This window comes from Prosthecobacter sp. (assembly GCF_020439865.1).
Lineage (GTDB): Bacteria > Verrucomicrobiota > Verrucomicrobiia > Verrucomicrobiales > Verrucomicrobiaceae > Prosthecobacter.
Genome location: NZ_JAGRPF010000072.1, coordinates 1 through 22,176 on the forward strand (window position 1 = coordinate 1; position 22,176 = coordinate 22,176).

The window sequence follows — 22,176 nt, forward strand, 5'->3', positions numbered from 1 at the left end:
AGAACAAGGTGCAGGAGATCATCGCCAAAGCGCCGCAGCTTCCAGGCAGTCTGCACTGGCATCTCATCGGTCACTTGCAGTCGAACAAGGTGCGCAAAGTGTTGCCGCTGGTGAAGTGCATCCACAGTGTCGGCTCGCTCGATCTCGCGCGCGACATCGACCGCATCGCTGGTGAGCTTGGCTTGTATCCGAAGGTTTATCTGGAAGTGAATCTGGCTGCTGAAATCAGCAAGCACGGGTTTAGCGCCGAGCAACTGCGCTCAACTCTGGAAGCGCTCTACGCGCTGAAGCGCCTCGAGATCCACGGTCTCATGTGCATACCGCCGTATGATCCCGATGCGGCGAAGAGCCGGCCGTATTTCGTCAAGCTGCGCGAACTGCGCGAGGAACTCGAAACCCTCGGCGCTGCGCCGCTTCCACTGCTCAGCATGGGCATGAGCCACGATTTCGAGATCGCCATCGAGGAAGGCGCCACCATCGTGCGCGTAGGGAGCGCGATCTTTGGCGAGCGGACTTACAGCAAAGCCGCATGAATCAACGTGCCGACAAATGGCTGCATCATGTACGCGTGTTCAAGACGCGAACCCTGGCCACGCAGGCGTGTGCCAAGGGCAATGTGATGATCGGCGGACAGACAGTGAAGGCTTCACGCGAATTGAAACCGGGGGATGTGCTGGATGTCGTTCGGGGAGATCTGCGTCTGACCCTGAGGGTGATCGCGTTTTCTCCGCAGCGTCTCGGTGCACCGCGCGTGCCGGAGTTTAGCGAAGATCTAACACCCGTGGAATGTTACCAAAAAGCAGCAGAACTTCGACGCGAGCGCGCGCTGATAACGCCCAAGGAGCACGAAATAGTGGCCAAGCCGGACAAGAAACAGCTGCGCGAGTTGCGGAAGTTTTGGGAGGAACAGCAGGACTGATCATTCGGCCTTTGCCTTGCCTTTGCCTTTCTTTGCTTTGGCGGCGGGCTTGGTCTTCGTATCGGAGATAAAGGGAGGGTTTTCAAAGGGGACAGGATCCTGGGAGACACGCGGATCGCCGACAGCTTTGAGTTTGGCGAGAAGTTCGGCGGCCATCTGATTCTTCACGTCGGCGTAGCTGGGTTCGGCGGCGACGTTGATGGTCTGGCCGGGATCTTTGCTGAGGTCGTAGAGTTCTTCCTCGGGCCGTTGGGCGAAGGCGTAGTCGAAGTACCATTTGTACTGCGAGTCGCTGCGATGCTGGATGAGCCAGGCTTTCGCCGGGGAGGCGTCCATGTCCGGGAAGGCGACATAGGTTTCGTTTTCCAAGTCGTCCTGCGAGGGCGTGAAGGAGTCGGTGAGCTGTTTGTAGTCGCCCATGGGCATGCGGTCGGGTTTGAAGTTGTGAATGTAGAGGAAGCCGTCCTTGCGCAGCGCACGCTGCGGGTAGGGGAGGTTGCCTTCGCGGGCGATGCTCACATGGCGCTCGCGGCCGGTGATGACGTAATCGCGTTCCTCTTCGATCTGGCCCGATTTGCCCGACTTCATGAGGCTGACGATGCTTTTGCCGTTCACACCTTCGGGAATCTTCGCACCGCCGATTTCCATGAAGGTAGGTGCGAGGTCCATCAGGTTCACGAAGTCCTCGATGAAACGCCCACCGGGCTGGCCGGGCCAGCGGATCGCAAGCGTGACGCCGACGCCGAAGTCGTAGAGATTGCATTTGCCTCCGGGGAAGCCGGGCGCGCCGTGGTCGCCGCTGATGACGATGACGGTATTGTCGAGTTCGCCCGCTTCCTCGACCTGTTTGACGATGGTGCCGACCTGCGCGTCAAAGGCCTGAATCTCGCCCATGTAGTCGGCGAAGTCCTCTCGAATTTCGTGCACGTCGGGAAGATGCTTCGGGAGCTTGCCTTTCAATTCATCTGGATTGATGCCCCATTGGGCGAGACCGCTGCCTTTAACCCACTTGCGATGCACGTTGGTGGGGCCATGCCAGAAGAGGAAGGGCGCGTCTTTCGGACGGGCGGCGAGGAAGGAGGCGAAGTTGCCATGAACTTCGTCGTAGATCTGCTGCTTGGCTGCTTCGACGGCGACGCCTGCCTTCATGAGCTTGTCCACGTTCTGGGAGAACTGGTTGCAGCGTCCGCCTGATTTCTGATACGCGTGCGCTTGCATGCCGAAAGGAGCGTCCGCCGGATCGCCGGGGCTCCAGACCTTGAAGGCCTTGCCGATGTGGTAGCCTTCATCTTTGAGCAGCAGCGGGAAGCTCGGAATCGCCATGTCCCACACGGCGCCGTTGAGGATGGCGGCGCGGCCGGTGTTGAAGAAGTAGCGGCCAGAGAGCAGGGCGCTGCGGCAGGGCGTGCAGCTGGGTGCATTCACGTAGGCCCGGCGAAACAGCGCGCCTTCACGGGCGATGCGGTCGATGTTCGGTGTCTTGATGACCTGGTTCGGCGAAGGGAACTTCTCATGCTCGGCGTAGATGCTCGCGTAGCGGCCCCAGTCGTCAGCGAATAGAAATAGGATGTTCAATGGCTTGTCCGCCGCGGCGGCAAAAGTGGTCAGGGCGAGGAAGCAGAGCAGAGTTCGCATGGTCGCGTCATAACGGGATGCGGGCTCACAAACCTTCGCCAAAATTGAGGGCAAACATCGTATCGACATCACCCCAGCGTTTTCGATTCTCACCCTCATGATCCACGCCCTGCTCGACACCACCCAGGTCATCAGAACGCTCCAGTTTGAAGGGGCACCCCATGAAGTTTGTGCTGAAGCGCTTGCCAGCCATGACCGCCACAGCAATCAGCTCACGGTCAAGCTGCGTGCTTTTCTTCGCGCTCAGAACCAGGACCACATCGGCGAAGTGGCTGTCCCCTCATGGCTGCCGGAGCCCGAGACCGTGATTGACCATGTCGAATCTGACGAGGCGCATGAGGTGGCGAACGATGTCTTCGGCAGTTGGAAGCAGAAGGTGGCAGGGCGTTTGCCAGGATAGAGGGGCGGAACGCCCTGTCTTGGTGGTTGCACAGCGATCGTTTCGCCGCATGAATGCGCGCGCATGAACAACCTGAGAATCATTTGCCTCGCGACTTCTGTCGCGCTCGCCTCCTGCAACGTCGGGCCGAATTTCAAGCTGCCGGAGGTGTTGATGCCCTCCCATTGGAAGAATGGCGGACGCTCAAGCACGGCTGACATTCCGGTTCCTGGCGAGTGGTGGAAGCTGTTTGGCTCGTCCGAACTGGATCGCCTGGTGGCCAAGGCGCTCGATGGAAATCAGGAACTGCGCAGTGCTCTGGCACGGGTCGAGACCGCACGTGCCCTCGTCGGAGTTCAGCAGGCCGACTGGTTTCCCCAGCTCACCATGAAGGATGCCATGCAGTATGAGCGTCTCTCAAACACTTCGTTTGGCGCGAACCTGCCGGCAGGGGTTGCATTGCCCAAGACCCAGCGTCGTCGCTTCCAGAACTTGATTGAGCTGGGCTGGGAATTCGATCTTTGGGGACGTGTGCGCCGCGGAGTGGAGGCTTCCAAAGCCTCTCAGTTTGCAGCCTTGGAGACTCTTTCCGCCCAGCGTCTGACTGTCGCGGCAGAGGTGGCGCGATTGTATTTCCTCACGCACTCTCTGGACCGGCAGATGGAGGTGGTGCGTGGCACGCAGACATGGCGTGACGAGGCCCTGAAACTGCAGGAGTCCCGCTTTAAGGGAGGTCTGGCAAATGAGATGGATGTGGCACGGGCGAGAACAGAGCTGGAACTGGCCCACAACGATCTGGCCGCGCTGGAGCGTCAGCGGGGCAACGCGGAGAACGCACTGGCGGTCATTTGTGGTGAGATTCCCTCGATGTTTCACATTGCCAAAAGCAGCAGCCAGCCTTCACCACCGAAGGTGCCGGGCGGACTGCCCTCCAACCTGCTTCAACGCCGCCCCGACATCCGTGCAGCAGAGCAGAAGATGCGTGAGGCGAATGCCAAGGTGGGCGTGTCCAAGGCGGACTTCTTCCCAGCCTTCAGCATCGTCGGAAGCGGCGGTCTGGAGAGCATTGGTGCCGCACACTTCTACGATTCACGCAGCCGGGTGCTGACGATCGGACCGAGCATGACACTACCGATGTTCCAGGGCGGCCGCCTGCGCGCCAACTACAAGGCCAGCAAGGCGGCCTACGAGGAAACGCTGGCGAATTACCGGCAGAGCATCCTCGTAGCTCTTCAAGAAGTCGAGGACAGCATGCTGGACGCCCGTGCGTATGCGAAGCAGGCCTCGGCGCTGAATGCCGCCATCGAGGCGGCGAAGGAGACCCAGCGTCTCGCCGAACTGCGCTACCAGAAAGGTCTGGCCAGCTACTTTGAAGTCGTGGATGCGAACCGCACGGTGCTGAACACCCAGTTGCTCGCCGCACAGGTCGAGGGCCAGCGCCTGTTCGCGAGTGTAGCGATGCTCAAGGCGCTCGGCGGCGGGTGGAAGTGAGCGGGGCGTTAAGTGTTGTTAGTCTGGGTTATGAGTGAGGGAGGACTCACTCATAACGACCAATGCATTACTTGATCTTCACCCACACCGGAGAGGACCAGGCCATGTTGCCGTCGTTTTGCTCGACGCGGAGGTAGTAGCGGTTTTCGCCGGAGTCGGGTGATTCGTCAGTGAAGGTCTGCTCAAAGGTCTTCGAGTTGGGTTCCCACTGCTGATGGTTCTTCTCGTTGCGGACGAGCGTGACGCGTTTGATGGGCGCAGTGCCATCGACGCTGAACTTAAGAACGGGTTTGCCGGTCAGTTCGATCTCGGTGCCAAGGAGTTTGTCGTTGCAGGTGAACTCGACGAAAATCTTGTCCGTCGCAGCGATGGTGCGGCGCGCGTTGAGTCCTTCAACGATGCCCTCGCGGGTGAAGTCCTTCACATAAACACCGCCGTAGCTTGTGTGGGTGCTGATGTGGTCGCTGTTGGCCCACACGCCGAGCTTGTGGCCGATTTCAAGCGCATGCTGATACACGCCGTTGTTCTTTTCGGTGAAACTGCGGATCGGTTCGCCGACGACCGGTTTGCCGATGACGGTGGATGCATGGTTGTACTCCTCACCTTTGCGCAAGCCGACCGTGGGCTGCGGTGCGTTGAGACCTTCGTAGCTGACGCGGGCGCCTTGGTAGATTTCAATGACGTTTTCGACGCGATGGTCGATGGGCGGGATCTGATTCCAATCCGTGCCCATGCCTGTAGCACCCGTGTGAGAGATGGCCGTGACGGGCTTGCCGTAGCGCGTGAGAACGTCCCAGAGCTCAGAAGGATGAAGCTCAGGTTCGCCCTCCTCCTTCAGTGGAAATATTTTTTGCCAAGGGCTGGCGAGGTAGTTTTTACGCTGGATGTAAACGATCGGTCCGCCGCGCTGGGCGAAGACCATGTTGCGATGACCGTAGGGCCACTTCTGTTCGCGCTCGTAGGCATACATGCTCATGAAGAAGCCGGGCGTGTAGAAGACATCGACGAGCTTCTGGTTCAGCCACCACTCGTAAGGAGTGTAGATCTTGGCGATGTCTGTGTGGTCGCTCGTGCCGAGGGTGTCCAGCTTGCCCATGTCCCAGGCGTAACGGAATTGCTCGACGATGCAGCCGTCGTTGGCGGTGATGCAGTTCGAGACGTCCGTGTGACGGTGGTAATCGCCCCAGTAGAGCTTGTAGATCACGCCGTCGTGCGTCCACGTATGGCGGTCGTCACGATCCCGCTCCGGTGTGACAGGATTGATGTATTCGGGGAAAGGTTCGCGCGGTTTGAGGGCGGGGGCGGCGACAAGCGGCAGGTCCAAGCCTGTGTCCACCTTCGCAAGATGCAGGCCGGTGTTGAGCTGAAGCTTCGAGGTGCGTCCATCGCTCGGCCAGGCGATCCACAAGCTGCCGTCCTTTCCAAGCGCATGCGAGGTCTGGCGGTCCTGTGAGTAAACGCTTTCAGGGATGGCAAAAGGCTTCGTCCACTGCTTCGTCGCGACATCATAACGTGTGAGCGCGAGACGCCAGGCGTAGGCCTTGAAATAACGAACGGTGAGCCAGGGCCTGCCTGCAGCATCAAGCATGATGTGAGGCAAATTAACAGCGGCGACTTCGTTGGCGGCGGGCTTGCCTTTGGCCTTGGCCTGTGCGGCCTGCTTCTTGGCGTTGGCTTCGGTCTTTGCTTTTGCCTTCGGATTGTTGGCACGCGGGGCGGCGGGTGCTGCGGCCTTTGGACCGGGAAGATCGGTAAAGAGACCATCGGGCGACGGGATCTCCTCGATCTTGTCGCTGCCGAAGTCCCAATACGCGATGACGGTGTCCTTGCGTCCGTTCAAGCCTTGAGGATGGCCGTGCGCACGCATGTCGAGCCCCCACTGCTGGTTTCCCCGTTCGCAGGCGAGCCAGAGTCCCTTGCCATCCGGTGTGCCGACGGCGTTCACGCGTCCCTCGTAGCGCTCAGTCGAGATCAACGTGCGCGGTTTGGCCGCCTTGAGACCTGCGTCGATGTGAGTGGCATAAATGTTGAATTCGTTGCCAAGAGATGAGTCGTAGAGCACCCAGGCGCCGCCTTTGCCATCAAAGGCCACGCAGGGTTCCCAGTCGCCGCCCGCATCATCGGCCACGACGATTTCGGCGGACCATTCCTTTTTCTTCGCGTCAAAGACGCGGCAGAAAACATCCCCAAGCTTGCCGCGATTGCCCTGCCACACGACCCAGACATTGCCGAACGCGTCTGTTCCTGATTTGGCAAAGGCATTCGCACCGTTGGGTGAACTGGCGAGCGTTGTGATTTCTCCATCGAGCTTGCCATCACGAACTCGAGCCGCCTTGAGGTCCATGAGGTTCTTGTCGTTCACCTGCGACCACACCACATGCAGCGTGCCATTCCCATCTGCGGCAAGAGCGGGCTGATGAATGATGCCCGGCTGACCAATCGTAAGCGTGTCGCTCAATGCGCCATCGGTGAGCTTGGCGAGATGCAGAGTGTCCTTTTCAGCATCCCACTGCACGTAGGCGACCCACGGCGTGCCATCTGCGGCGGTGCACAGGGACGGGAAGTCGGCCCACTTGTCTGCGGAATGAAGGACGGCGGGCTTGGGCAGCAGTTCCTGCGCAAAGCTGGACGCGACGACGACGATCGAGAGGAGGGCTGGTCGGAGCATTGCCTTTTAACATTCCATTTGCCGATTCCTTTCATGCAGCGATGGAAACAAGCACCCCCAACCTGTCATGAAATTCCGAATTCTCCTCGCATCCCTCCTCGTTGGTTCGTTCACGCATGCGGCCGAGCATGACATCGTCATCTATGGTGGCACGTGTTCGGCGATCATCGCAGCGGTGCAGGCAAAGAAGATGGGGAAGTCGGTCATAGTGGTGTCGCCTGACAAGCATCTCGGCGGTCTGAGCAGCGGCGGACTCGGATTTACCGACACAGGCAACAAGGCGGTGATCGGCGGACTTTCGCGCGACTTTTATCACCGCATCTACATGCACTACGACAAGGATGCGTCCTGGGTGCAGCAGAAGAAGTCAGAATACGGTGGCAAAGGACAAGGCACACCCGCCGTCGATGGTGAAAACCGCACAATGTGGATCTTTGAGCCCCATGCGGCCGAGCAGGTGTTTGAAGACTACGTGAAGGAGTTCGGTCTCGAGGTGGTGCGTAATGAGTGGCTGGATCGCGCCAAGGGCGTGGCGAAAGACGGCGATAAAATCACCGCCATCACCACGCTGAGCGGGAAGACTTATGCCGGGAAGATGTTCATCGATGCGACCTATGAGGGCGATCTGATGGCGGCGGCAGGCGTGGACTATCACGTGGGTCGCGAGGCGCAGAGCGTCTATGACGAGAAGTGGAACGGCGTGCAAACCGGCGTGCTGCATCACGGCCATCACTTTGGCAGCATGGACATCAGCCCCTACATCGTGCCGGGAGATCCAAAAAGCGGTGTGCTCCCGCATGTGAGCTCAGCGCCGCCGGGGGAATACGGCAGCGGTGACAAGAAAGTGCAGGCCTACTGCTTCCGCATGTGTCTGACGAACGTTCCGAGCAACCGCGTCCCCTTCGCGAAACCGGAAGGATATGATCCAAAAGAGTTCGAACTGCTTCTGCGCGTGTTTGAAAAGGGCTGGAACGATGTGTTTCACAAGTTCGACCCGATTCCGAATCACAAGACGGACACGAACAACCACGGGCCCTTCAGCACGGACAACATCGGCGAGAACTGGGACTATCCCGAGGCGAGCTACGAGCGTCGGCGCGAGATCATCGCGGAGCACGAGCGCTATCAGAAGAGCTGGCTGTACTGCATCGCCAACGACCCGCGAGTACCGAAGAAGATTCAGGAGGAGATGCAGACCTGGGGCCTGCCGAAGGATGAGTTCAAGGACAACGGCAATTGGAGCCACCAGCTCTACATCCGCGAGGCACGGCGCATGGTTGGCAGCTACGTGATGACGGAGAACGAACTGCTCAAAAAGCGCCCCACGCCTGACAGCGTCGGCATGGGCAGTTACGGCATCGATTCACACAACATCCAGCGCTACATCACACCGGAAGGCTTTGTGCAAAACGAGGGCGACATTGGCGTGAGCACCAAAGGTCCCTATGAGATCGCCTACGGCTCGCTGGTGCCGAAGAGAGGGCAGGGGAGCAATCTGCTCGTTCCCGTGGCGATGTCCGCCAGCCACATCGCCTATGGCAGCATCCGCATGGAGCCGGTGTTCATGATTCTCGGCCAGAGCGCCGCCACCGCTGCGGTGATGGCCATCGACGCGAGCATCGCGGTGCAGGACGTGCCGTATGAAAAACTGCGAGAACAGATTCTCAAAGATGGCCAGATCCTGCACTACGACGGACCTGCGTCCTCGAACGGCGGCATCGACCCGAAGACGCTGAAAGGCATCGTGGTGGACGATGAGCAGGCCAAACTGACCGGCAGTTGGAAGCACAGCCACGCCGCGAAGAGCTTTGTCGGTGACGGCTACAACCACGACGACAACGCGAAGGACGGCAAGGCCAGTGCGCTGTTTGAAACGAAGCTGCCGAAGGGCGGGAAGTATCACGTGTATCTGCTGTCCCCGCCGAACAACAACCGCGCGTCCAATGCGCCGGTGGAAGTGCGCTACGCGGGCGGGGTGAAGCAGGTGAAGCTCAACCTCAAGGAGCCGAAGAGCATGGACGGCGTGTTCGGGTTTGATCTCGGCGTGTTCGAGTTTTCCGCGGATCAGCCTGCGTCCGTGAGCGTGACCAACCAAGGCACGGATGGCTATGTCGTGGTCGATGCTGTGCACTGGGTTCCGGTGAAGGAGTAGTGGTGAAGGAGTAGTCCATGACTCAGGAAGCCCTGCTGTGCCGCTACCGGCTTGTGCTGGGGCTATTCATCACGGGACTTGTGCTCAGTGGTGTTACGGCGTTCCCTTTGCTGCATGAGCTTCGGTTCATGGCCGCTTGGCTGGGGATTGCTGATCATGCCCAATACGCGTCTCATGAAGGGCTGGCGTTCTGGATAGGCCGGGTATGGCATGGGTTGGAGGTAACGCATGCCCAGTTTCCCTTTTTGGCCTATGGGACGGACTGGCTGGCCTTCGGGCATCTCATGATTGCGGTGTTTTTCATCGAACCCTGGCGGCATCCGCTGGGAAACGCATGGGTGCTGAAAGTGGGACTGGTCTGCTGCGCAGGCGTGATTCCTCTGGCTTTCATCTGTGGCGCTCTGCGAGGCATCCCGCTCTACTGGCGGCTGGTGGACTGTTCTTTTGGTGTGTTCGGCTCTATGCCGTTGTTGTACTGCCTGAGGTTGGAACGGCGAATGCGGATGTCGTAGATCGGAAGGAATAGAAGGGGGCGTCGTCGGCGTTTCTTTTTACGACGTCCTTCCGTTTAGGCTGCCGGTGCCGATGGTGGCTCCTTTTAAGCTGAGAGTCCCAGCAAAGACTTTGCAGCAAGGGGGGGATTGCAGGCGCCAAAATCTCTTCGCGAGGTCCGAAATTTCCTCCTTGCCTGTGGCGTATGCTAGCCGACCCCATCTAACCCTCATCATGTCCACCCTACGTCATTTGACTCTCACCGCAGTCGCGATCGTCTTCGCCACGTCCGCGTTTGCCGCCTATCCCACCTTTACCTCGACGAAGCCCAACGGCGGGCAGCGAGGCACCGAGGTGAAGCTGACTGTGACGGGCACTCAGCTCGCTGACTTTGAGAGCATGGTGTTTTTCTCACCAGGATTCACTCAGAAGAGCGTGGAGAAAGTGGAGAACGGCAAAGTGGAACTGACCATCGGCATTGCCGCGGACGTGCCGCCTGGGAATCACCTGATGCGCATCCGCACGAAGAGCGGGATCTCTCATGCCCGCCAGTTTTTCGTGGGCATCTTCCCGAACGTGGACGAAAAAGAACCCAATAGTGATTTCGACACCCCGCAGGTCATCCAACTCAATCAAACGATCGAGGGAATCGTTCAAAACGAGGACGTGGACTACTACCGCGTCAGCCTCAAAAAGGGGCAGCGTCTGTCCGTTGAGGTGGACGGCCTCCGTCTCGGCTACACAGTTTTTGACCCATTCCTGGCCATTATCGACAAGGACCGCTTCGAGAAGGTGATTTCTGATGATACGATCCTTCATCGCCAGGACGGCTACTGCTCCTATGTGGCGGAAGAGGATGGGGACTACACGGTGATGATCCGCGAATCTTCTTACCGTGGCGGCGGCACGTCCTATTATCGCCTCCATGTCGGGAGTTTTCGCCGCCCTGATGTGGTCTATCCGGCCGGAGGAAAAATCGGAACGAAAGAGAAAGTGCGTTTCATCGAACGTGACAGCTCCTTTGATGAAGATGTGACTCTTCCTGCTGAGATTGATCCAGATTTCATGCTGTATTCCAAATCCCAGGAGCCCGCGCCTTCAGGCAATCCGTTTCGCTTGGTCAGCTACGACAATGTTCTTGAAGCTGAGCCGAATGACGAACAGACCAAGGCTACCGTTGCGCCCGGTGCTCCGATTGCGCTCAACGGCATTATCGAGAAGCCCGGCGATGTGGATTTCTTCAAAGTGTCGCTCAAAAAGGGCATGACGCTGGAAGTGCAGGGCTTTGCCCAGAGTGTCGGGTCGCCGCTCGATAGCGTGGTGAATGTTTACAATGAGAAAGGCGGCAGCCTCAGTGGCAACGATGACGGGGGCGGTCGTCGTCGTCTGGACAGCAAGTTCAAGGTGAACATTCCGGCTGACGGAGATTACTTTGTTCGTGTGGCTGATCATCTCGAACGCGGCGGGCCCAACTTCGTTTATCGTCTCGAGCTCATCGCCGCTGAGCCCGAAGTGTTTTTCGCCTCTCCGCAGTACACGGTGAACGACAACAACTACCGGCAGTTCATCGCCGTCCCCAAGGGGGGGCGTTATGCCACGCTGGTCAATGTCACCCGCAGCAATGTCAGCGGCGACTTCAAGTTCGAGACACAGAACCTGCCTCAAGGAGTGAAACTTCTGACCGAACTGGCTCCAAAGGACTTGGGCAGCGTCCCATTGTTGTTCGAGGCCACGGCCGATGCCCCACTGGGGCATCAGGTGGTGCCCATCTTCCTCAATGCGGTTGATCCGAACACCAAGTCACGTGGGAAGCTTCGCCAGGAGTTCGATATCGTTCGCAACGGAAACGTCGTCTATTACACCCAGATCGAAGACCGTCTCCCTGTCGCCGTTGTCGAAGAGGCTCCTTATTCGCTCGAAATCGTCAAGCCGGCCGTGCCGCTGGTGAACAACGGCATCCTTGAACTCAAGGTGGTAGCCAGGCGCAAAGAAGGATTCAACGCCAAGATCAGGGTCTTGATGATCTGGAAACCGAACGGCGTCAGTTCGCTTGGTGAACAGACCATCGCGGAGGGTCAGAACGAGTGCACTTTTCAGCTCGACGCGAATGCAGGGACGCCTGCGGGCACGTGGAACTTCACCGTGATGGGAGAGGCGGATGCGGGGGGCGGACGAATTTACAATGCCTCGCCATTTGCCGCCGTAGAGACCGCTCCTGCTTATCTCACGGCTCCCGCCATCCCGCTGGTTGCAGTGGAGCAGGGCAAGGAGGCGGTCATGGTGGCCAAGCTGGAGCAGTTGCTGCCATTCGAAGGGGAAGCCAACGCTCAGGTGCTCGGCGTTCCGGATACGATTCCGATCGAGCCTGCGAAGATCACCAAGGACACCAAGGAAGTCGCCTTCAAGGTGAAGACGGATGCCAAGTCGCCAATCGGCAAGCAGGGCAACCTGTTTGTGCGCGTCGATGTCCCTGTGAAAGGCACCAACGCCACCACGATTCATCGGATCGCGCTGGGTTCCATTCTGCGCATCGATGCGCCTCGCAAGGTCGTCACGCCGCCTGCCACCCCGGTTGTCGCGGCAAACAAGCCGAAGGAAGCGCCGAAGCCTGCGGCTCCTGCTGCGCCGAAAGTATTGTCCCGCCTGGAACAGCTTCGTCAGGAGGCCGCTGCTGCGAAGAAGTAGTCGGTGCTGCCAGATTGAGTTCTAAAAGTGATGAGGGAGGCTTGGCGGCCTCCCTCATTTTTCGTGGGGAAGATCCCATGCCTTCAGCCACTCCACCTTGGTACGGTTGAAGCCCTTTTTCAGAAGGCGCGCCTCCATGTCGGCAAGATGCGCAGCGCCATAAAAGATGGCGATGTGCTTTTTACCGGCGGCGAGCTGTTGATCCATGATTTCCAGCGCAAACTTATTCCGTTCACCAATCAGCACGGTGCCATCACCGGATTCGATGCCGGCCATGATGTCTTCCACACTGTCGAACTCGCTGGCGAGCATGCGTTTCAGTTCGGTGCTGCTGTCTTTCATGGTCAGGATCTTCAACAACAGAACCATGCCTGCGGCGTCGGAATTCACCCCACGTTCCGCGTTGATGGATTTCTGGGCTTGTACGGCTTTGAGGTAAAGCGTGAGGAAACTTTCCTGTTTCTGGCCCTGAGTTTGGGTGAACTGGGACATGTCCATGTCGGCATGCACGAAGTTCCTGGCCGTGTAGTCGATACCCTCCAACTGGCCATGAAGCTTCAGCGTGTCACGCATTATGGTTTGAAGCTGGCCGACCCACTGCAGCTTTTGCTGCGACTCAGGTTTTGGTTCCTCCTTGCTCCGCTCTTTGATCGAGGGGCCGACGAGCTCATACAACACCGCATCGTAGCTTTTGAAACGCACATTCAGAGCGTCAAAATACGCTTTGTCAGCGATATGAATGGCGCCGACCAAATCGACTTTGGCCTTCTGCGGTGATTCATAGCTCACGACAGCAGTCTGGAGGCTGTCCCCTTCATCTCCCTCGACAAAACGAATAAAATCCGTGGACTCCTCGCCTGCATGCAGCATTGCAAAGGCGAGCGTGGCAGGAAGCAGGAGAAAATGCTTCATCAGGAGGTCTGTTGAAGGGGTCACTGATCGGATTTGAAGATGCGTGAAAAGAACGCCTTCATTTCCTCCCAGGAGGCCTTGTCGGCGGCCTCGTTGTAGGCCGCGCCTTTGCTGTTGTCATTTCCCGCGGCTTTTTGGGTGAAGGCATGCACGGCACCTGGGTACTTCACGAGCTTGTAGTCCACCTTGGCGTCCTTCATCTCTTGTTCAAACGCAGCGACATCCGAGGAGGGTACGAATGGGTCGTCCGCACCGTGAAGGGCCAGGACGTTGCCCTTGATGTTCTTCCCATCGGCCGGGTTCGGTGAATCAAGTCCTCCGTGGAAACTGACCACCCCCTTGAGCAGCGCGCCGCTGCGTGCGAGTTCAATAACTCCGGTGCCGCCGAAGCAGTAGCCGATGGCAGCGACCTTCGAGGGATCGGTGTGCTCATTCTTGTTCAGCACCTCCAGTGCAGAGAGCATGCGTTCACGATAGAGCTTGCGATCAGACTTGTACTTTCCGGCCTCCTTCCCCGCCGCCGGGGGCTGCGGCCGGACGCCTTTGCCATACACATCGGCGGCAAAGACGTTGTAGCCGAGTTCGGCGAGCATGTGGGCACGCATCTTTTCGTTTTCGCTCAACCCAGTCCACTGATGGATGATCAACACTGCGGGCAGTTTGCCCGTCTTAGCGGTGTCCACGACATGCAGCCCTTCACACGTCACTCCACCGGACTGGTAATCGACAGTTGTTTCTTTGATCTCGGCTTGTACAAAACTGGAGGAGCAGAGCAGGGAGGAGATGAAAATCAGAGCGCGGTTGGTTTTCATGGGTGGTGAATGATATACGTCGGGAATGCCGCTGCCAGCCTGTTTTATCCAACGGACATGACTTCTTCCTACTTGAGTTCCTGAATGCGGATGTTCCTCCACATCACTTCCTTGCCCACCGCCTCGGTCTTTTTGCCGATGCCGTGCACCTGCAGCGCGATGACGCCTTCCTTGGTGAGATCGTCGGTGAAGTCGGTGGCGGGAACGCCGTTGATCCAGGTCTTGATGCTGCTGCCGCGGCACTCGATGCGCGCCTTGTTCCAGTCGCCATGTTTGAAGGCCTTGCGCGCGGCCTCGTTGTTCTTCAGGTCAAAGAGCCATCCGCGGCGGCCTTCATCGTACACGCCGCCGGTATAGGCGCGGTCGCTTGGGTCGATTTCATACTGATAGCCGTGCACGCGGTCGGCGGGGAACTTCTTTTTCTTGCCGTTGATCTCCACTTCGGTCTCCTTCTCGTAGTAGTTGCTGCGGAACTGGATGCCGGAGTTCATCCCTTCGGCCACCTTGAATTCGATTTCCAATATGAAGTCGCCGTATTTTTTCGAGGTGCAGAGGAATGAGTTGCCAGTGTTGGGCACGGTCTTGCCCACGACGGCCCCTTCTTCGACCCGGTACTCCGCGGTGCCGCTGTGCTGCTCCCATCCCGTGAGCGTTTTGCCGTCGAACAGCGGGACAAAGGCATCCTCGGCATGAACGGAGGCGACAAAAGAGAAGGCGGCGGCAAGAGAGAGAAGACGGTTGGTCATAGGACGCTCGTAAACGGGGTGTCGGGGTGGCTCTTTCTACACCTGATGTGGCATATTCAACTTTTGTTCACCGGCCGTTGGCAGGATGAAGAGCTCTGGCCGCTTGCACTCGCATGGACTGCTGGCACGGTGGGTGATGCCGAAGCGCATCGCTATTTTTGGAGGCAGTTTCAATCCGCCGGGAAGTCATCATGCCGCCATCGCGACAAGGCTGGGGCAGGTTTTTGACGAGGTGCGCGTGATCCCATGCGGGCCGCGTCCTGACAAGCCAGTGACGGACAGCGTGCCGCCGGTGTATCGGGCGGCGCTGGCGGACATCGTGTTTGGCGGACTACCGAACGTGGTGGTGGATCTGTCGGACTTTGAGCAGGAGACGTTCACGAGGAATCATGAGCTCCAGACCCGGTTTGAGACACAGGGCGAGGTCTGGCATGTCGTAGGGGGAGACCTGGTCGCCGGAGGCGCACGTGGCGAATCACAGATACAGAAAACGTGGCAGCGAGGCGAGGAACTGTGGCAGCGGGCTTGTTTTGCAGTGCTGCAACGTCCGGGATTCACGGTCGAAGCAGCGGATCTGCCGCCGCACGCGGAGGTGATCGAACTGGTGGTCGAGGGATCCAGCACCTTGATTCGGGAGCATTTGAGCCGCGGAAAATGTGTGGGCGGTCTGGTGCCGCCACGGGCGGAGGCCTATCTGGCGCGCTACGGCCTGTACAGGGCACCCGTGCCTGGAAACTGGGCACGTGGGACGCTCGAAGATGCGAAGTTTTTTCTTCAGGCCGATGCTTCGAACCCGAAGGTGAGCGAACTGAGCTGCTCTCTGGATGGCAGGCACGTGGCCGCCGAGCATGCGGACTTTATTAGTGTGGTGGGCGGAGACGGGGCGATGCTGCGCAGCATCCGCGAGCACTGGAGAGCACGGCGGCCGTTCTTTGGCATCAATGCCGGCCATCTGGGCTTTCTGCTCAACGCGCCGGAGCAGGTGAACGCCAACGCCTTTCCGCCGAGTGATGTGATTTTTCGCCAGATGCCGATGCTGTTCCTTGAGTTTGAGGATGAGCAGGGGCAACGGCTCACGGCACACGGTTTCAACGACGCCTGGCTGGAACGGGCGACCAGTCAGTCCGCCTGGCTGGAGGTCACTGTGAATGATGTGCTGCGAATTCCCAAACTGGTGAGCGACGGGGCGCTGGTGGCCACTGCTGCGGGATCCACCGCGTATGCACGGAGCATGGGAGCGGCGCCCCTGCTGGCGGATACACCGGCCTGGCTGCTTGTGGGTTCCAATGTGCTGGAACCGGCGCACTGGCGCAGCGCGCTGCTTTCCCCGGACACGACAGTGACGATCCGCAGCCTCGACCCCAAACGCCGGCCGCTTCAGGCTTATGTGGACGGTCTGAGCATGGGACGGGTGGTGGCTCTGCATGCGCGTCTCTCGCGGGCTGCGGCGGCAGAGCTGGTCTTTTGTGCCAGCCATGACATGGCGGAAAAGATTGCCGCAATTCAGTTTGGAGCCTGACCGATGATTGCTGCTTTTCAAAAGGATGATGAGCTGCTGGCCAACATCTCATCCGCATCGGTCGATGAAGACACGCTGCACGTCTGGTGGCTGGGACAGAGCGGTTTTTTGATTCAGTGGGCAGGGGAGCGGCTGCTGTTTGATCCCTATCTGTCCGAATCACTGACGCAAAAATACGCCGCGACGGACAAGCCCCATGTGAGGATGACCGAGCGCTGCATTGATCCTGCGCGGCTGACAGGTATCACCCGGGTGACGGCGAGCCATGTGCATACCGACCACTTGGACGGCGAAACACTGAGGCTGGTGGCTGAAGCCAGTCCGGGCTTTCGCCTCTATCTCCCACATCCCATCATTCCGGAGGCCCTGAAGCGATTGGGCGATGCCGAGGTGATCTTGTGCGGCATTGGGGATCGCGACCGTTATGCAGAGGGAAGGTGGGAATTGCGAGGTGTCGTTGCCAAGCACAATGAAGTGCTGCGGGATGAAGAGGGACGCTGCCACTACACGGGTTTCATCGTGAATTGCGGGCCATTCACGATTTACCACAGCGGAGACACGCTGTGGCACGATGACATCCTTACAGCCACGCGGGAGGTGAACTGTGATCTGATGCTGCTGCCGATCAATGGCAACAAACCGGAACGTCGTGTGGCTGGAAATCTGAACGGCACAGAAGCCGCGGCGATGGCAAAGGCGGGCGGTGCGGCGCTCGTCGTGCCGTGCCACTATGACATGTTTGAGTTCAACACGGAGACGCCGGACGAATTTGTCGCTGCCTGCGGACGTTTGCAGCAGTCATTCCGAGTGATGCGCTGTGGAGAGCGGCTGGAGTTAAGAGCCCGGACCTCAGGTCATCGGGCGATGGCCTGACCGTCTGCGGTCCAGGCATTGAAACCACCTCTGATCAGCAGGATGTTCTTGAAACCAAGTTTGTGCATTTCTATGGCAATGAATTTTGCCCGACCACCGATGGCACCGTAGACGATGCAGGGTTTGGTTTTATCGAGTTTCACAAGCGCATCGACAGTCTTTTGCCCGTGGAAGTAGTCCAAGGGCAGAGAATTGAGGATATAGCCCCGAGAACGGCGCTCTTCTTCTGTGCGCACATCGATGATGAGGGTGTCGACATGGTCCACAAGATACCTTTCAACCTGTCCAGGCGCGATTTCGTGGACTTCAGGAGGAAGAATGGCCTTGGGAGGAGTGGTCTCAGCCCAGGCGCTGGACTGGAGCTGGACCAAAGCATAGAGCAAAAGGCATATGTTCGAAAGAAGCTTCATGAGGGGGAAGAAGACAGAGCTTAGAAGAGAGTCATGGTAAAACACGCATTTCGCGTGGCGTGGTCCCTTCAAGGAGGAGGGGCGAAATAGGTTATGAAAACAACGGCAGCTCTTGCTGGAAATAGAATATTTGTCAGAAAATTGTGAAAAATATAAAAAAGATGTTGAATAGAATTTCGAGATCGAATATAAATATCATAATTCGAAGCTGAGCTGACTCAAAACCGGCGCACTTTGAACTAACGCCAACAGCCAAACATACAAACACACTATGAAAAACATCAAGCTCAACACCTCCCGCAAAGCTGGCTTCAGCCTCGTGGAAATGCTCGTCGTCATCGCCATCATCGGCATCATCGCCGCGATCGCGATCCCTAACATCGGCAACCTGAACGACAGCGCTCGTGACGCTGCCGCCAAGCGCAATGCCCAAACCGTCGCTTCCGTGCTCAACGCCGCTGTCGCAGCTGGCGCTGACCTCGGCACTCTGACCGACGGTGCTTCGATCGTGGCTCTCGCCCAGACCGGCGTGTCTCCGACCGACGGCGCCTTCCAGGGCAAGACGTTCACCTCCGGCCCGATCGACGACGATGAAGAAACCAAGGTTGCTTCCTACCTTAGCTGGGATTCGACCAACAAGCAGGTCAAGTACGATCCAGGTAACTAATACCGGTAATCCTGACTCGTCGCCCGGCTCTTTGATCTAAACAACAGATTCGGACGATCTACGTCCGCCGGGGAGGTGACTCCCCGGCGGATTTTGTGCAACAAGCAACAAGCGCGGCTGCGATGAAAGTGAGAAATACAGTTCAAGTCTGCAGAAGAGGGTTCAGCTTTGTTGAAGCCATTTTCACCATCGCCATCATCGGCATCATGTCATCACTCGTGGTGGCGGCGATATCGAACGCCTCTCGGGATGCTCATCGGGTCATGGCGCGGCAGCAGCAGGCGTCGGTCCAGAGCGCTCTGACGGCCTGGGTACTGGCTCAGACTCGTATGGGCAACACGGCCCAGTTTCGCAGCCTCGAAAACGTTCGCACCACCTACAACTCGTTGGGGACGACGAGCGCTCGCTTTAATCTTCTGGTTCCCAATTCAGCCTCTCCTGATCCCAATCTGCGTGCAGGATTCCTGGATCAGACGACAGCCGATCACTTTTTGGACTACACGACTGGCTCAGACAAACTGAAAACCGCCGCTTTGGACAATGCAAAGCAGTACCTCTCTCTCCCTGACTGGCAGAGCGGAGATTTTCCGCGGGTGGATTTGGTCAACGAGTAACTTTCCTTTATTTAATTCATGAACGTCACGTTCCAACAAAATCGACTGTCCTGGCGAGGCTTCTCGCTGGTGGAGATGATGGCATGCGTGTCGATCATCGGCATCATTGCGTTCATGGCGATCCCTTCGGTGACGCGCATGCGGAATGACAGTGAACGCAACCTCGCGATCGCCCGGGCCGAGGCGCTGAATCTTGCACAGGCAAGCTTTATCCAAGTCCGCGGCCGCACACAGGCCGCCTTGGACTGGTCTGCCGCTTCTTCGACCGAAGCGAAGTACACCCTTTTGCGCCCCTACCTGAGCTTTTCCGAGGCCACTTTGGCAACATTCATGCCATCCGGTTACTCGGTGACCTTTGCCCCATCCATCACATCCATGACCAAGGCCGCTCTGATAAGTCCGAGCGGAGTCATCTACTACTGACACACCATTCCCGAGCATGACCACCTCCACTCATAGAGGAACCTGTTTGACGAAGCCCACCTTCCTGTCTTCCGACAAGAGGGGAGGGTTTTCTGTCACTGAGCTGGTCATTGTGATCTCGATCATGGGCGCCCTCGCAGGCATCGCGGTGGGAGCCTACAACAGCTTTCTTGGCGGAGCTAAAAATACGTGGCGGAAGCGCGTCAGGAGATGCTCAACCAGGCACTGCACGGATTCGCACAGCAGAACTATGAAATGTTGTTCACGCCGATGGACGGCTCCACGGCGGATGAAATGGTCATCCTGCGCACCTTGCAGTATCGCGATTCGGATGATGATCGCGCGAAAGTTGGCTCACCCTACGTGGACCCGCGTTACAACCCGGTTTCATCCAGTAACACAGCGCATTATCGACTGCGTTGGACGGGCCGCATGTACGAGCTGCTCACGCCGGGTCAAGCAGGGGCCGGCTTGCTCATGAATTTCGAAGGCACTGACTTCACCACGGCATTCGTCTTTCCGCCGAACTTTCAAATGGCAGGACGCTGAACCTGCCACACTTCACCCGATGTCTTCTCTTCTTAAAGTTCCCTCGCCACAGCTCGCCCCAAAATCGTTTGGGGCTGCGAGTAATCCGCCAAACGCGACAATTGAGGCTCGGCAGTCGGCGATCCTGGCCATTCAATCGATCGAAGGACTGGCGTTGCAGTATGGAATGCTGCCGGTGACGCTATTGCGCGAGAGTTGTTCCCCCGACGCTGAAAGACTGATCCGCAAACTTGGGCGCGTGCCCTATGTGGCAGATCCGTGGCTTCCGGTGAGCACTATCGGCCCCATGCTGGTCATGGCGCATCACAATCCTAGGGCGGGGGATCTGTGGGGGGTGCCACACTTCTTGACCATCCGTGTGCTTATCACGCAGGAGCAGTATCAAAACACGCGCAAAGACCTGGTGCAGCGATTTGGTCAGATGCCCATTTCGCAGTCAAATGCGATGGAGCAGCTACAGCCGCCGGTTTTCGGCGATCTGGGTTTGGAAGGATCGTTCAGCTGGCTCTTGGAACACTATCCGTATGAGCCTGCGGAAATCACCAAGCTCAAGGGTTTTTACGAGGCGCAGAAAGGCAAGTCGGAGACGCTTGCCATCAATGATTTCAATGTGGTGCAGCGCAACATGGGGATCGCGCTGCAGCACCTTGTTAGTGGCTGCAAGACTTTGGTCTACAGCGCCACTGAAGCGCAGCGCCAGACGTTTTTCCCGATTCCGCTGCTGGAACGGCACAACGTTTACCCGCTCTACATTGGCAAGCAGGTCGTCTTCCTTCTCAGTGAGAACAGCGACTGTTATGCTTTCGAGGACGAATGGCTCTCCATGGGCAATCCCTCGGTTAAAATCGTGCCGGTGCTTGCAGACCTCGCAAGTATCCGCGACGCCATTAACCGCGCGGGAGCCACATTTGATCCCAGTGCTGTCGCTTCCATCGAAGGAGCGTCACTGTCAGTTGCTGATGATGCGAGTGTTGTCGAGATTTCTCCTGAAGACATGGCGCGGATCAATCCGCAGAATCCGAACCATGAGCCCGAGCAGCTTGTGCAATGGGCTCTTTTCACGGCGATTCGCTGTCGCGCCTCCGACTTGCACTTGGAGAAATTCTACAGCTTCACGCGCTTCCGCGCCCGCATGGACGGGACGATGAAGACCATCATGACGGCTCCCGAGAGTCAGTTGAACCGCTATGTGGCCCTGCTAAAAAACTACGCCGGCATGAGCCAGAACCGGCAGGAGTGCCAGGATGGACGTATGGCGCTCTCCATTGGTCGGCGTCGTGTGGACGTTCGTGTTGCCGCCGTGCCGACACGCCGTGAGTTCCAAAAGGTGATCATGCGCTTTCTCGACAAGCAGGACGGGGTAAAGCGGCTCTCCGATTTCAATCTTTCACAGCGTCAGATCGACATTCTCACGCGCACCATGCAGCGGGACCAGGGGCTGGTGCTGGTCACCGGACCCACTGGTTCGGGCAAAACCACCACGCTTTACGCACTGCTCAACAGTGTGAACGACGAAGGGGTCAATATTCAGACCATCGAAGACCCGATCGAATACGAAATCGAAGGCATCAATCAAACCCAGACCAACAACGCGCGGGGCCTCGACTTTGCCAATGGTCTGCGTGCTCTTCTGCGAGCCGACCCCGACATCATTCTGATTGGTGAGTCACGTGATGCTGAAACCGCCGGCGCTGCGGTGAATGCCTCTCTCACCGGGCATCTCGTGCTCACCACGCTGCATGCAAACGACTCCCTGCGTGCCGTCTCAAGGCTTCTCAGCATGGGGGTTGAGAAATACCTCCTGGCAGACTCTCTGGCCCTGAGTCAGGCACAACGCCTTGCGCGGCGGCTCTGCGCATATTGCAAGCAGCCCATGCAGGCGCCGCAGGATGTGCAGGATCTCATGGCCAAACAGGCCATCATCACCCAGCCTCTTACCACGCCGATTTACAGTGCTCGTGGTTGCGACGAATGTCATGGCACCGGTTACGCCGGCCGCGTGGCTTTGATGGAACTGTGCGAGGTCAACAACGAGCTTCGTGATCTTGTTGAGGAAGGGGCTCCGCTGAGTGCAATGCGTGCGGCCGCCTTCAAGAACGGATTTCGTTCACTCTATCAGGAAGGATTACAGCAGGTCATTGGCGGGCACACCTCGCTCGATGAAATCAAATGCCTCAGCTACACCGCCATGTAGTCGCTCAATGTCAGTCCCCACTTTAATCGTCCTCCG

20 protein-coding genes are annotated in these 22,176 nt (G+C 58.1%); 14 read left to right on the top strand and 6 right to left on the bottom strand.

Annotated features, from left to right (window positions below):
* Both KDL09_RS07360 and KDL09_RS07365 read left to right on the top strand, forming a co-directional pair.
* Window positions 1–533 (top strand): YggS family pyridoxal phosphate-dependent enzyme (locus KDL09_RS07360; RefSeq protein WP_294383260.1); only part of this gene is annotated, 533 nt, incomplete at its 5' end.
* Complete coding sequence (locus KDL09_RS07365; RefSeq protein ID WP_294383262.1) at window positions 530–919, top strand: S4 domain-containing protein; 390 nt, start codon at window positions 530–532, stop codon at window positions 917–919. The genes KDL09_RS07360 and KDL09_RS07365, both read left to right, overlap by 4 nt.
* Here KDL09_RS07365 and KDL09_RS07370 read toward each other — a convergent pair whose 3' ends face one another.
* Window positions 920–2,554: a sulfatase gene (locus KDL09_RS07370; RefSeq protein ID WP_294383265.1), complete on the bottom strand. Its 1,635-nt coding sequence runs from the start codon at window positions 2,552–2,554 to the stop codon at window positions 920–922.
* 97 nt (window positions 2,555–2,651) lie between these two features.
* Here KDL09_RS07370 and KDL09_RS07375 point away from each other — a divergent pair, with 97 nt between their 5' ends.
* Window positions 2,652–2,954 (top strand): hypothetical protein, encoded by a 303-nt coding sequence (locus KDL09_RS07375; protein ID WP_294383269.1) that lies wholly within the window; start codon window positions 2,652–2,654, stop codon window positions 2,952–2,954.
* Between the two features lie 63 nt (window positions 2,955–3,017).
* Window positions 3,018–4,424, top strand: coding sequence for an efflux transporter outer membrane subunit (locus tag KDL09_RS07380; protein ID WP_294383272.1), 1,407 nt, complete (start codon window positions 3,018–3,020; stop codon window positions 4,422–4,424).
* Window positions 4,425–4,491: 67 nt separating this feature from the next.
* On the opposite strand, the gene KDL09_RS07385 is transcribed toward KDL09_RS07380, so the two are convergent.
* Window positions 4,492–7,092 (bottom strand): hypothetical protein, encoded by a 2,601-nt coding sequence (locus KDL09_RS07385; RefSeq protein WP_294383274.1) that lies wholly within the window; start codon window positions 7,090–7,092, stop codon window positions 4,492–4,494.
* 67 nt (window positions 7,093–7,159) lie between these two features.
* Here KDL09_RS07385 and KDL09_RS07390 point away from each other — a divergent pair, with 67 nt between their 5' ends.
* From KDL09_RS07390 to KDL09_RS07400, 3 genes are all read left to right on the top strand, one after another.
* Window positions 7,160–9,244 carry an FAD-dependent oxidoreductase gene (locus KDL09_RS07390; protein WP_294383279.1) on the top strand — a complete coding sequence of 695 codons (2,085 nt, stop codon included), beginning with the start codon at window positions 7,160–7,162 and terminating at the stop codon, window positions 9,242–9,244.
* 17 nt (window positions 9,245–9,261) lie between these two features.
* Window positions 9,262–9,756 (top strand): hypothetical protein, encoded by a 495-nt coding sequence (locus KDL09_RS07395; RefSeq protein WP_294383283.1) that lies wholly within the window; start codon window positions 9,262–9,264, stop codon window positions 9,754–9,756.
* Between the two features lie 214 nt (window positions 9,757–9,970).
* A complete protein-coding gene (locus KDL09_RS07400) occupies window positions 9,971–12,421 on the top strand; it encodes a PPC domain-containing protein (RefSeq protein WP_294383286.1) in 2,451 nt (816 codons plus the stop codon).
* 54 nt (window positions 12,422–12,475) lie between these two features.
* On the opposite strand, the gene KDL09_RS07405 is transcribed toward KDL09_RS07400, so the two are convergent.
* The 3 genes from KDL09_RS07405 to KDL09_RS07415 form a co-directional block, all read right to left on the bottom strand.
* A complete protein-coding gene (locus KDL09_RS07405) occupies window positions 12,476–13,333 on the bottom strand; it encodes a hypothetical protein (protein ID WP_294383288.1) in 858 nt (285 codons plus the stop codon).
* Between the two features lie 20 nt (window positions 13,334–13,353).
* Entirely contained in the window at window positions 13,354–14,145 is a 792-nt protein-coding gene (locus KDL09_RS07410; RefSeq protein ID WP_294383290.1) for a dienelactone hydrolase family protein, read from the bottom strand.
* 68 nt (window positions 14,146–14,213) lie between these two features.
* Entirely contained in the window at window positions 14,214–14,891 is a 678-nt protein-coding gene (locus KDL09_RS07415; RefSeq protein WP_294383292.1) for a DUF1080 domain-containing protein, read from the bottom strand.
* A gap of 85 nt (window positions 14,892–14,976) precedes the next feature.
* On the opposite strand from KDL09_RS07415, the gene KDL09_RS07420 reads away from it, so the two are divergent.
* The gene (locus tag KDL09_RS07420; RefSeq protein ID WP_294383296.1) at window positions 14,977–16,410 is read left to right on the top strand and encodes an NAD(+)/NADH kinase; all 1,434 of its coding nucleotides are present in this window, start codon (window positions 14,977–14,979) and stop codon (window positions 16,408–16,410) included.
* A 3-nt stretch (window positions 16,411–16,413) separates the two neighbouring features.
* Window positions 16,414–17,283, top strand: coding sequence for an MBL fold metallo-hydrolase (locus KDL09_RS07425; RefSeq protein WP_294383299.1), 870 nt, complete (start codon window positions 16,414–16,416; stop codon window positions 17,281–17,283).
* Here KDL09_RS07425 and KDL09_RS07430 read toward each other — a convergent pair.
* Window positions 17,265–17,693 (bottom strand): rhodanese-like domain-containing protein, encoded by a 429-nt coding sequence (locus KDL09_RS07430; RefSeq protein WP_294383301.1) that lies wholly within the window; start codon window positions 17,691–17,693, stop codon window positions 17,265–17,267. The genes KDL09_RS07425 and KDL09_RS07430 overlap by 19 nt on opposite strands.
* 271 nt (window positions 17,694–17,964) lie before the next feature.
* Between KDL09_RS07430 and KDL09_RS07435 the strand changes: the two genes are divergently transcribed.
* From KDL09_RS07435 to KDL09_RS07455, 5 genes are all read left to right on the top strand, one after another.
* Window positions 17,965–18,360, top strand: a complete 396-nt coding sequence (locus tag KDL09_RS07435; protein ID WP_294383306.1) for a type II secretion system protein — start codon at window positions 17,965–17,967, stop codon at window positions 18,358–18,360.
* A 122-nt stretch (window positions 18,361–18,482) separates the two neighbouring features.
* Entirely contained in the window at window positions 18,483–18,974 is a 492-nt protein-coding gene (locus KDL09_RS07440; RefSeq protein ID WP_294383309.1) for a type II secretion system protein, read from the top strand.
* 18 nt (window positions 18,975–18,992) lie between these two features.
* On the top strand, window positions 18,993–19,397 hold the full coding sequence (locus KDL09_RS07445; protein WP_294383312.1) for a prepilin-type N-terminal cleavage/methylation domain-containing protein: 405 nt from the start codon (window positions 18,993–18,995) through the stop codon (window positions 19,395–19,397).
* A 189-nt stretch (window positions 19,398–19,586) separates the two neighbouring features.
* Complete coding sequence (locus KDL09_RS07450; RefSeq protein ID WP_294383315.1) at window positions 19,587–19,946, top strand: hypothetical protein; 360 nt, start codon at window positions 19,587–19,589, stop codon at window positions 19,944–19,946.
* A 19-nt stretch (window positions 19,947–19,965) separates the two neighbouring features.
* Complete coding sequence (locus KDL09_RS07455) at window positions 19,966–22,140, top strand: GspE/PulE family protein (protein WP_294383319.1); 2,175 nt, start codon at window positions 19,966–19,968, stop codon at window positions 22,138–22,140.
* Window positions 22,141–22,176 lie beyond the last annotated feature (36 nt).

Bases quoted from the DNA above. Each gene is read 5' to 3' on its own strand.
- KDL09_RS07410 (WP_294383290.1), bottom strand. From the start codon at position 14,145: ATGAAAACCAACCGCGCTCTGATTTTCATCTCCTCCCTGCTCTGCTCC.
- KDL09_RS07370 (WP_294383265.1), bottom strand. From the start codon at position 2,554: ATGCGAACTCTGCTCTGCTTCCTCGCCCTGACCACTTTTGCCGCCGCG.
- KDL09_RS07415 (WP_294383292.1), bottom strand. From the start codon at position 14,891: ATGACCAACCGTCTTCTCTCTCTTGCCGCCGCCTTCTCTTTTGTCGCC.
- KDL09_RS07385 (WP_294383274.1), bottom strand. From the start codon at position 7,092: ATGCTCCGACCAGCCCTCCTCTCGATCGTCGTCGTCGCGTCCAGCTTT.
- KDL09_RS07390 (WP_294383279.1), top strand. From the start codon at position 7,160: ATGAAATTCCGAATTCTCCTCGCATCCCTCCTCGTTGGTTCGTTCACG.
- KDL09_RS07375 (WP_294383269.1), top strand. From the start codon at position 2,652: ATGATCCACGCCCTGCTCGACACCACCCAGGTCATCAGAACGCTCCAG.
- KDL09_RS07440 (WP_294383309.1), top strand. From the start codon at position 18,483: ATGAAAGTGAGAAATACAGTTCAAGTCTGCAGAAGAGGGTTCAGCTTT.
- KDL09_RS07455 (WP_294383319.1), top strand. From the start codon at position 19,966: ATGTCTTCTCTTCTTAAAGTTCCCTCGCCACAGCTCGCCCCAAAATCG.
- KDL09_RS07395 (WP_294383283.1), top strand. From the start codon at position 9,262: ATGACTCAGGAAGCCCTGCTGTGCCGCTACCGGCTTGTGCTGGGGCTA.
- KDL09_RS07365 (WP_294383262.1), top strand. From the start codon at position 530: ATGAATCAACGTGCCGACAAATGGCTGCATCATGTACGCGTGTTCAAG.
- KDL09_RS07430 (WP_294383301.1), bottom strand. From the start codon at position 17,693: ATGAAGCTTCTTTCGAACATATGCCTTTTGCTCTATGCTTTGGTCCAG.
- KDL09_RS07380 (WP_294383272.1), top strand. From the start codon at position 3,018: ATGAACAACCTGAGAATCATTTGCCTCGCGACTTCTGTCGCGCTCGCC.
- KDL09_RS07420 (WP_294383296.1), top strand. From the start codon at position 14,977: ATGAAGAGCTCTGGCCGCTTGCACTCGCATGGACTGCTGGCACGGTGG.
- KDL09_RS07400 (WP_294383286.1), top strand. From the start codon at position 9,971: ATGTCCACCCTACGTCATTTGACTCTCACCGCAGTCGCGATCGTCTTC.
- KDL09_RS07425 (WP_294383299.1), top strand. From the start codon at position 16,414: ATGATTGCTGCTTTTCAAAAGGATGATGAGCTGCTGGCCAACATCTCA.
- KDL09_RS07405 (WP_294383288.1), bottom strand. From the start codon at position 13,333: ATGAAGCATTTTCTCCTGCTTCCTGCCACGCTCGCCTTTGCAATGCTG.
- KDL09_RS07445 (WP_294383312.1), top strand. From the start codon at position 18,993: ATGAACGTCACGTTCCAACAAAATCGACTGTCCTGGCGAGGCTTCTCG.
- KDL09_RS07435 (WP_294383306.1), top strand. From the start codon at position 17,965: ATGAAAAACATCAAGCTCAACACCTCCCGCAAAGCTGGCTTCAGCCTC.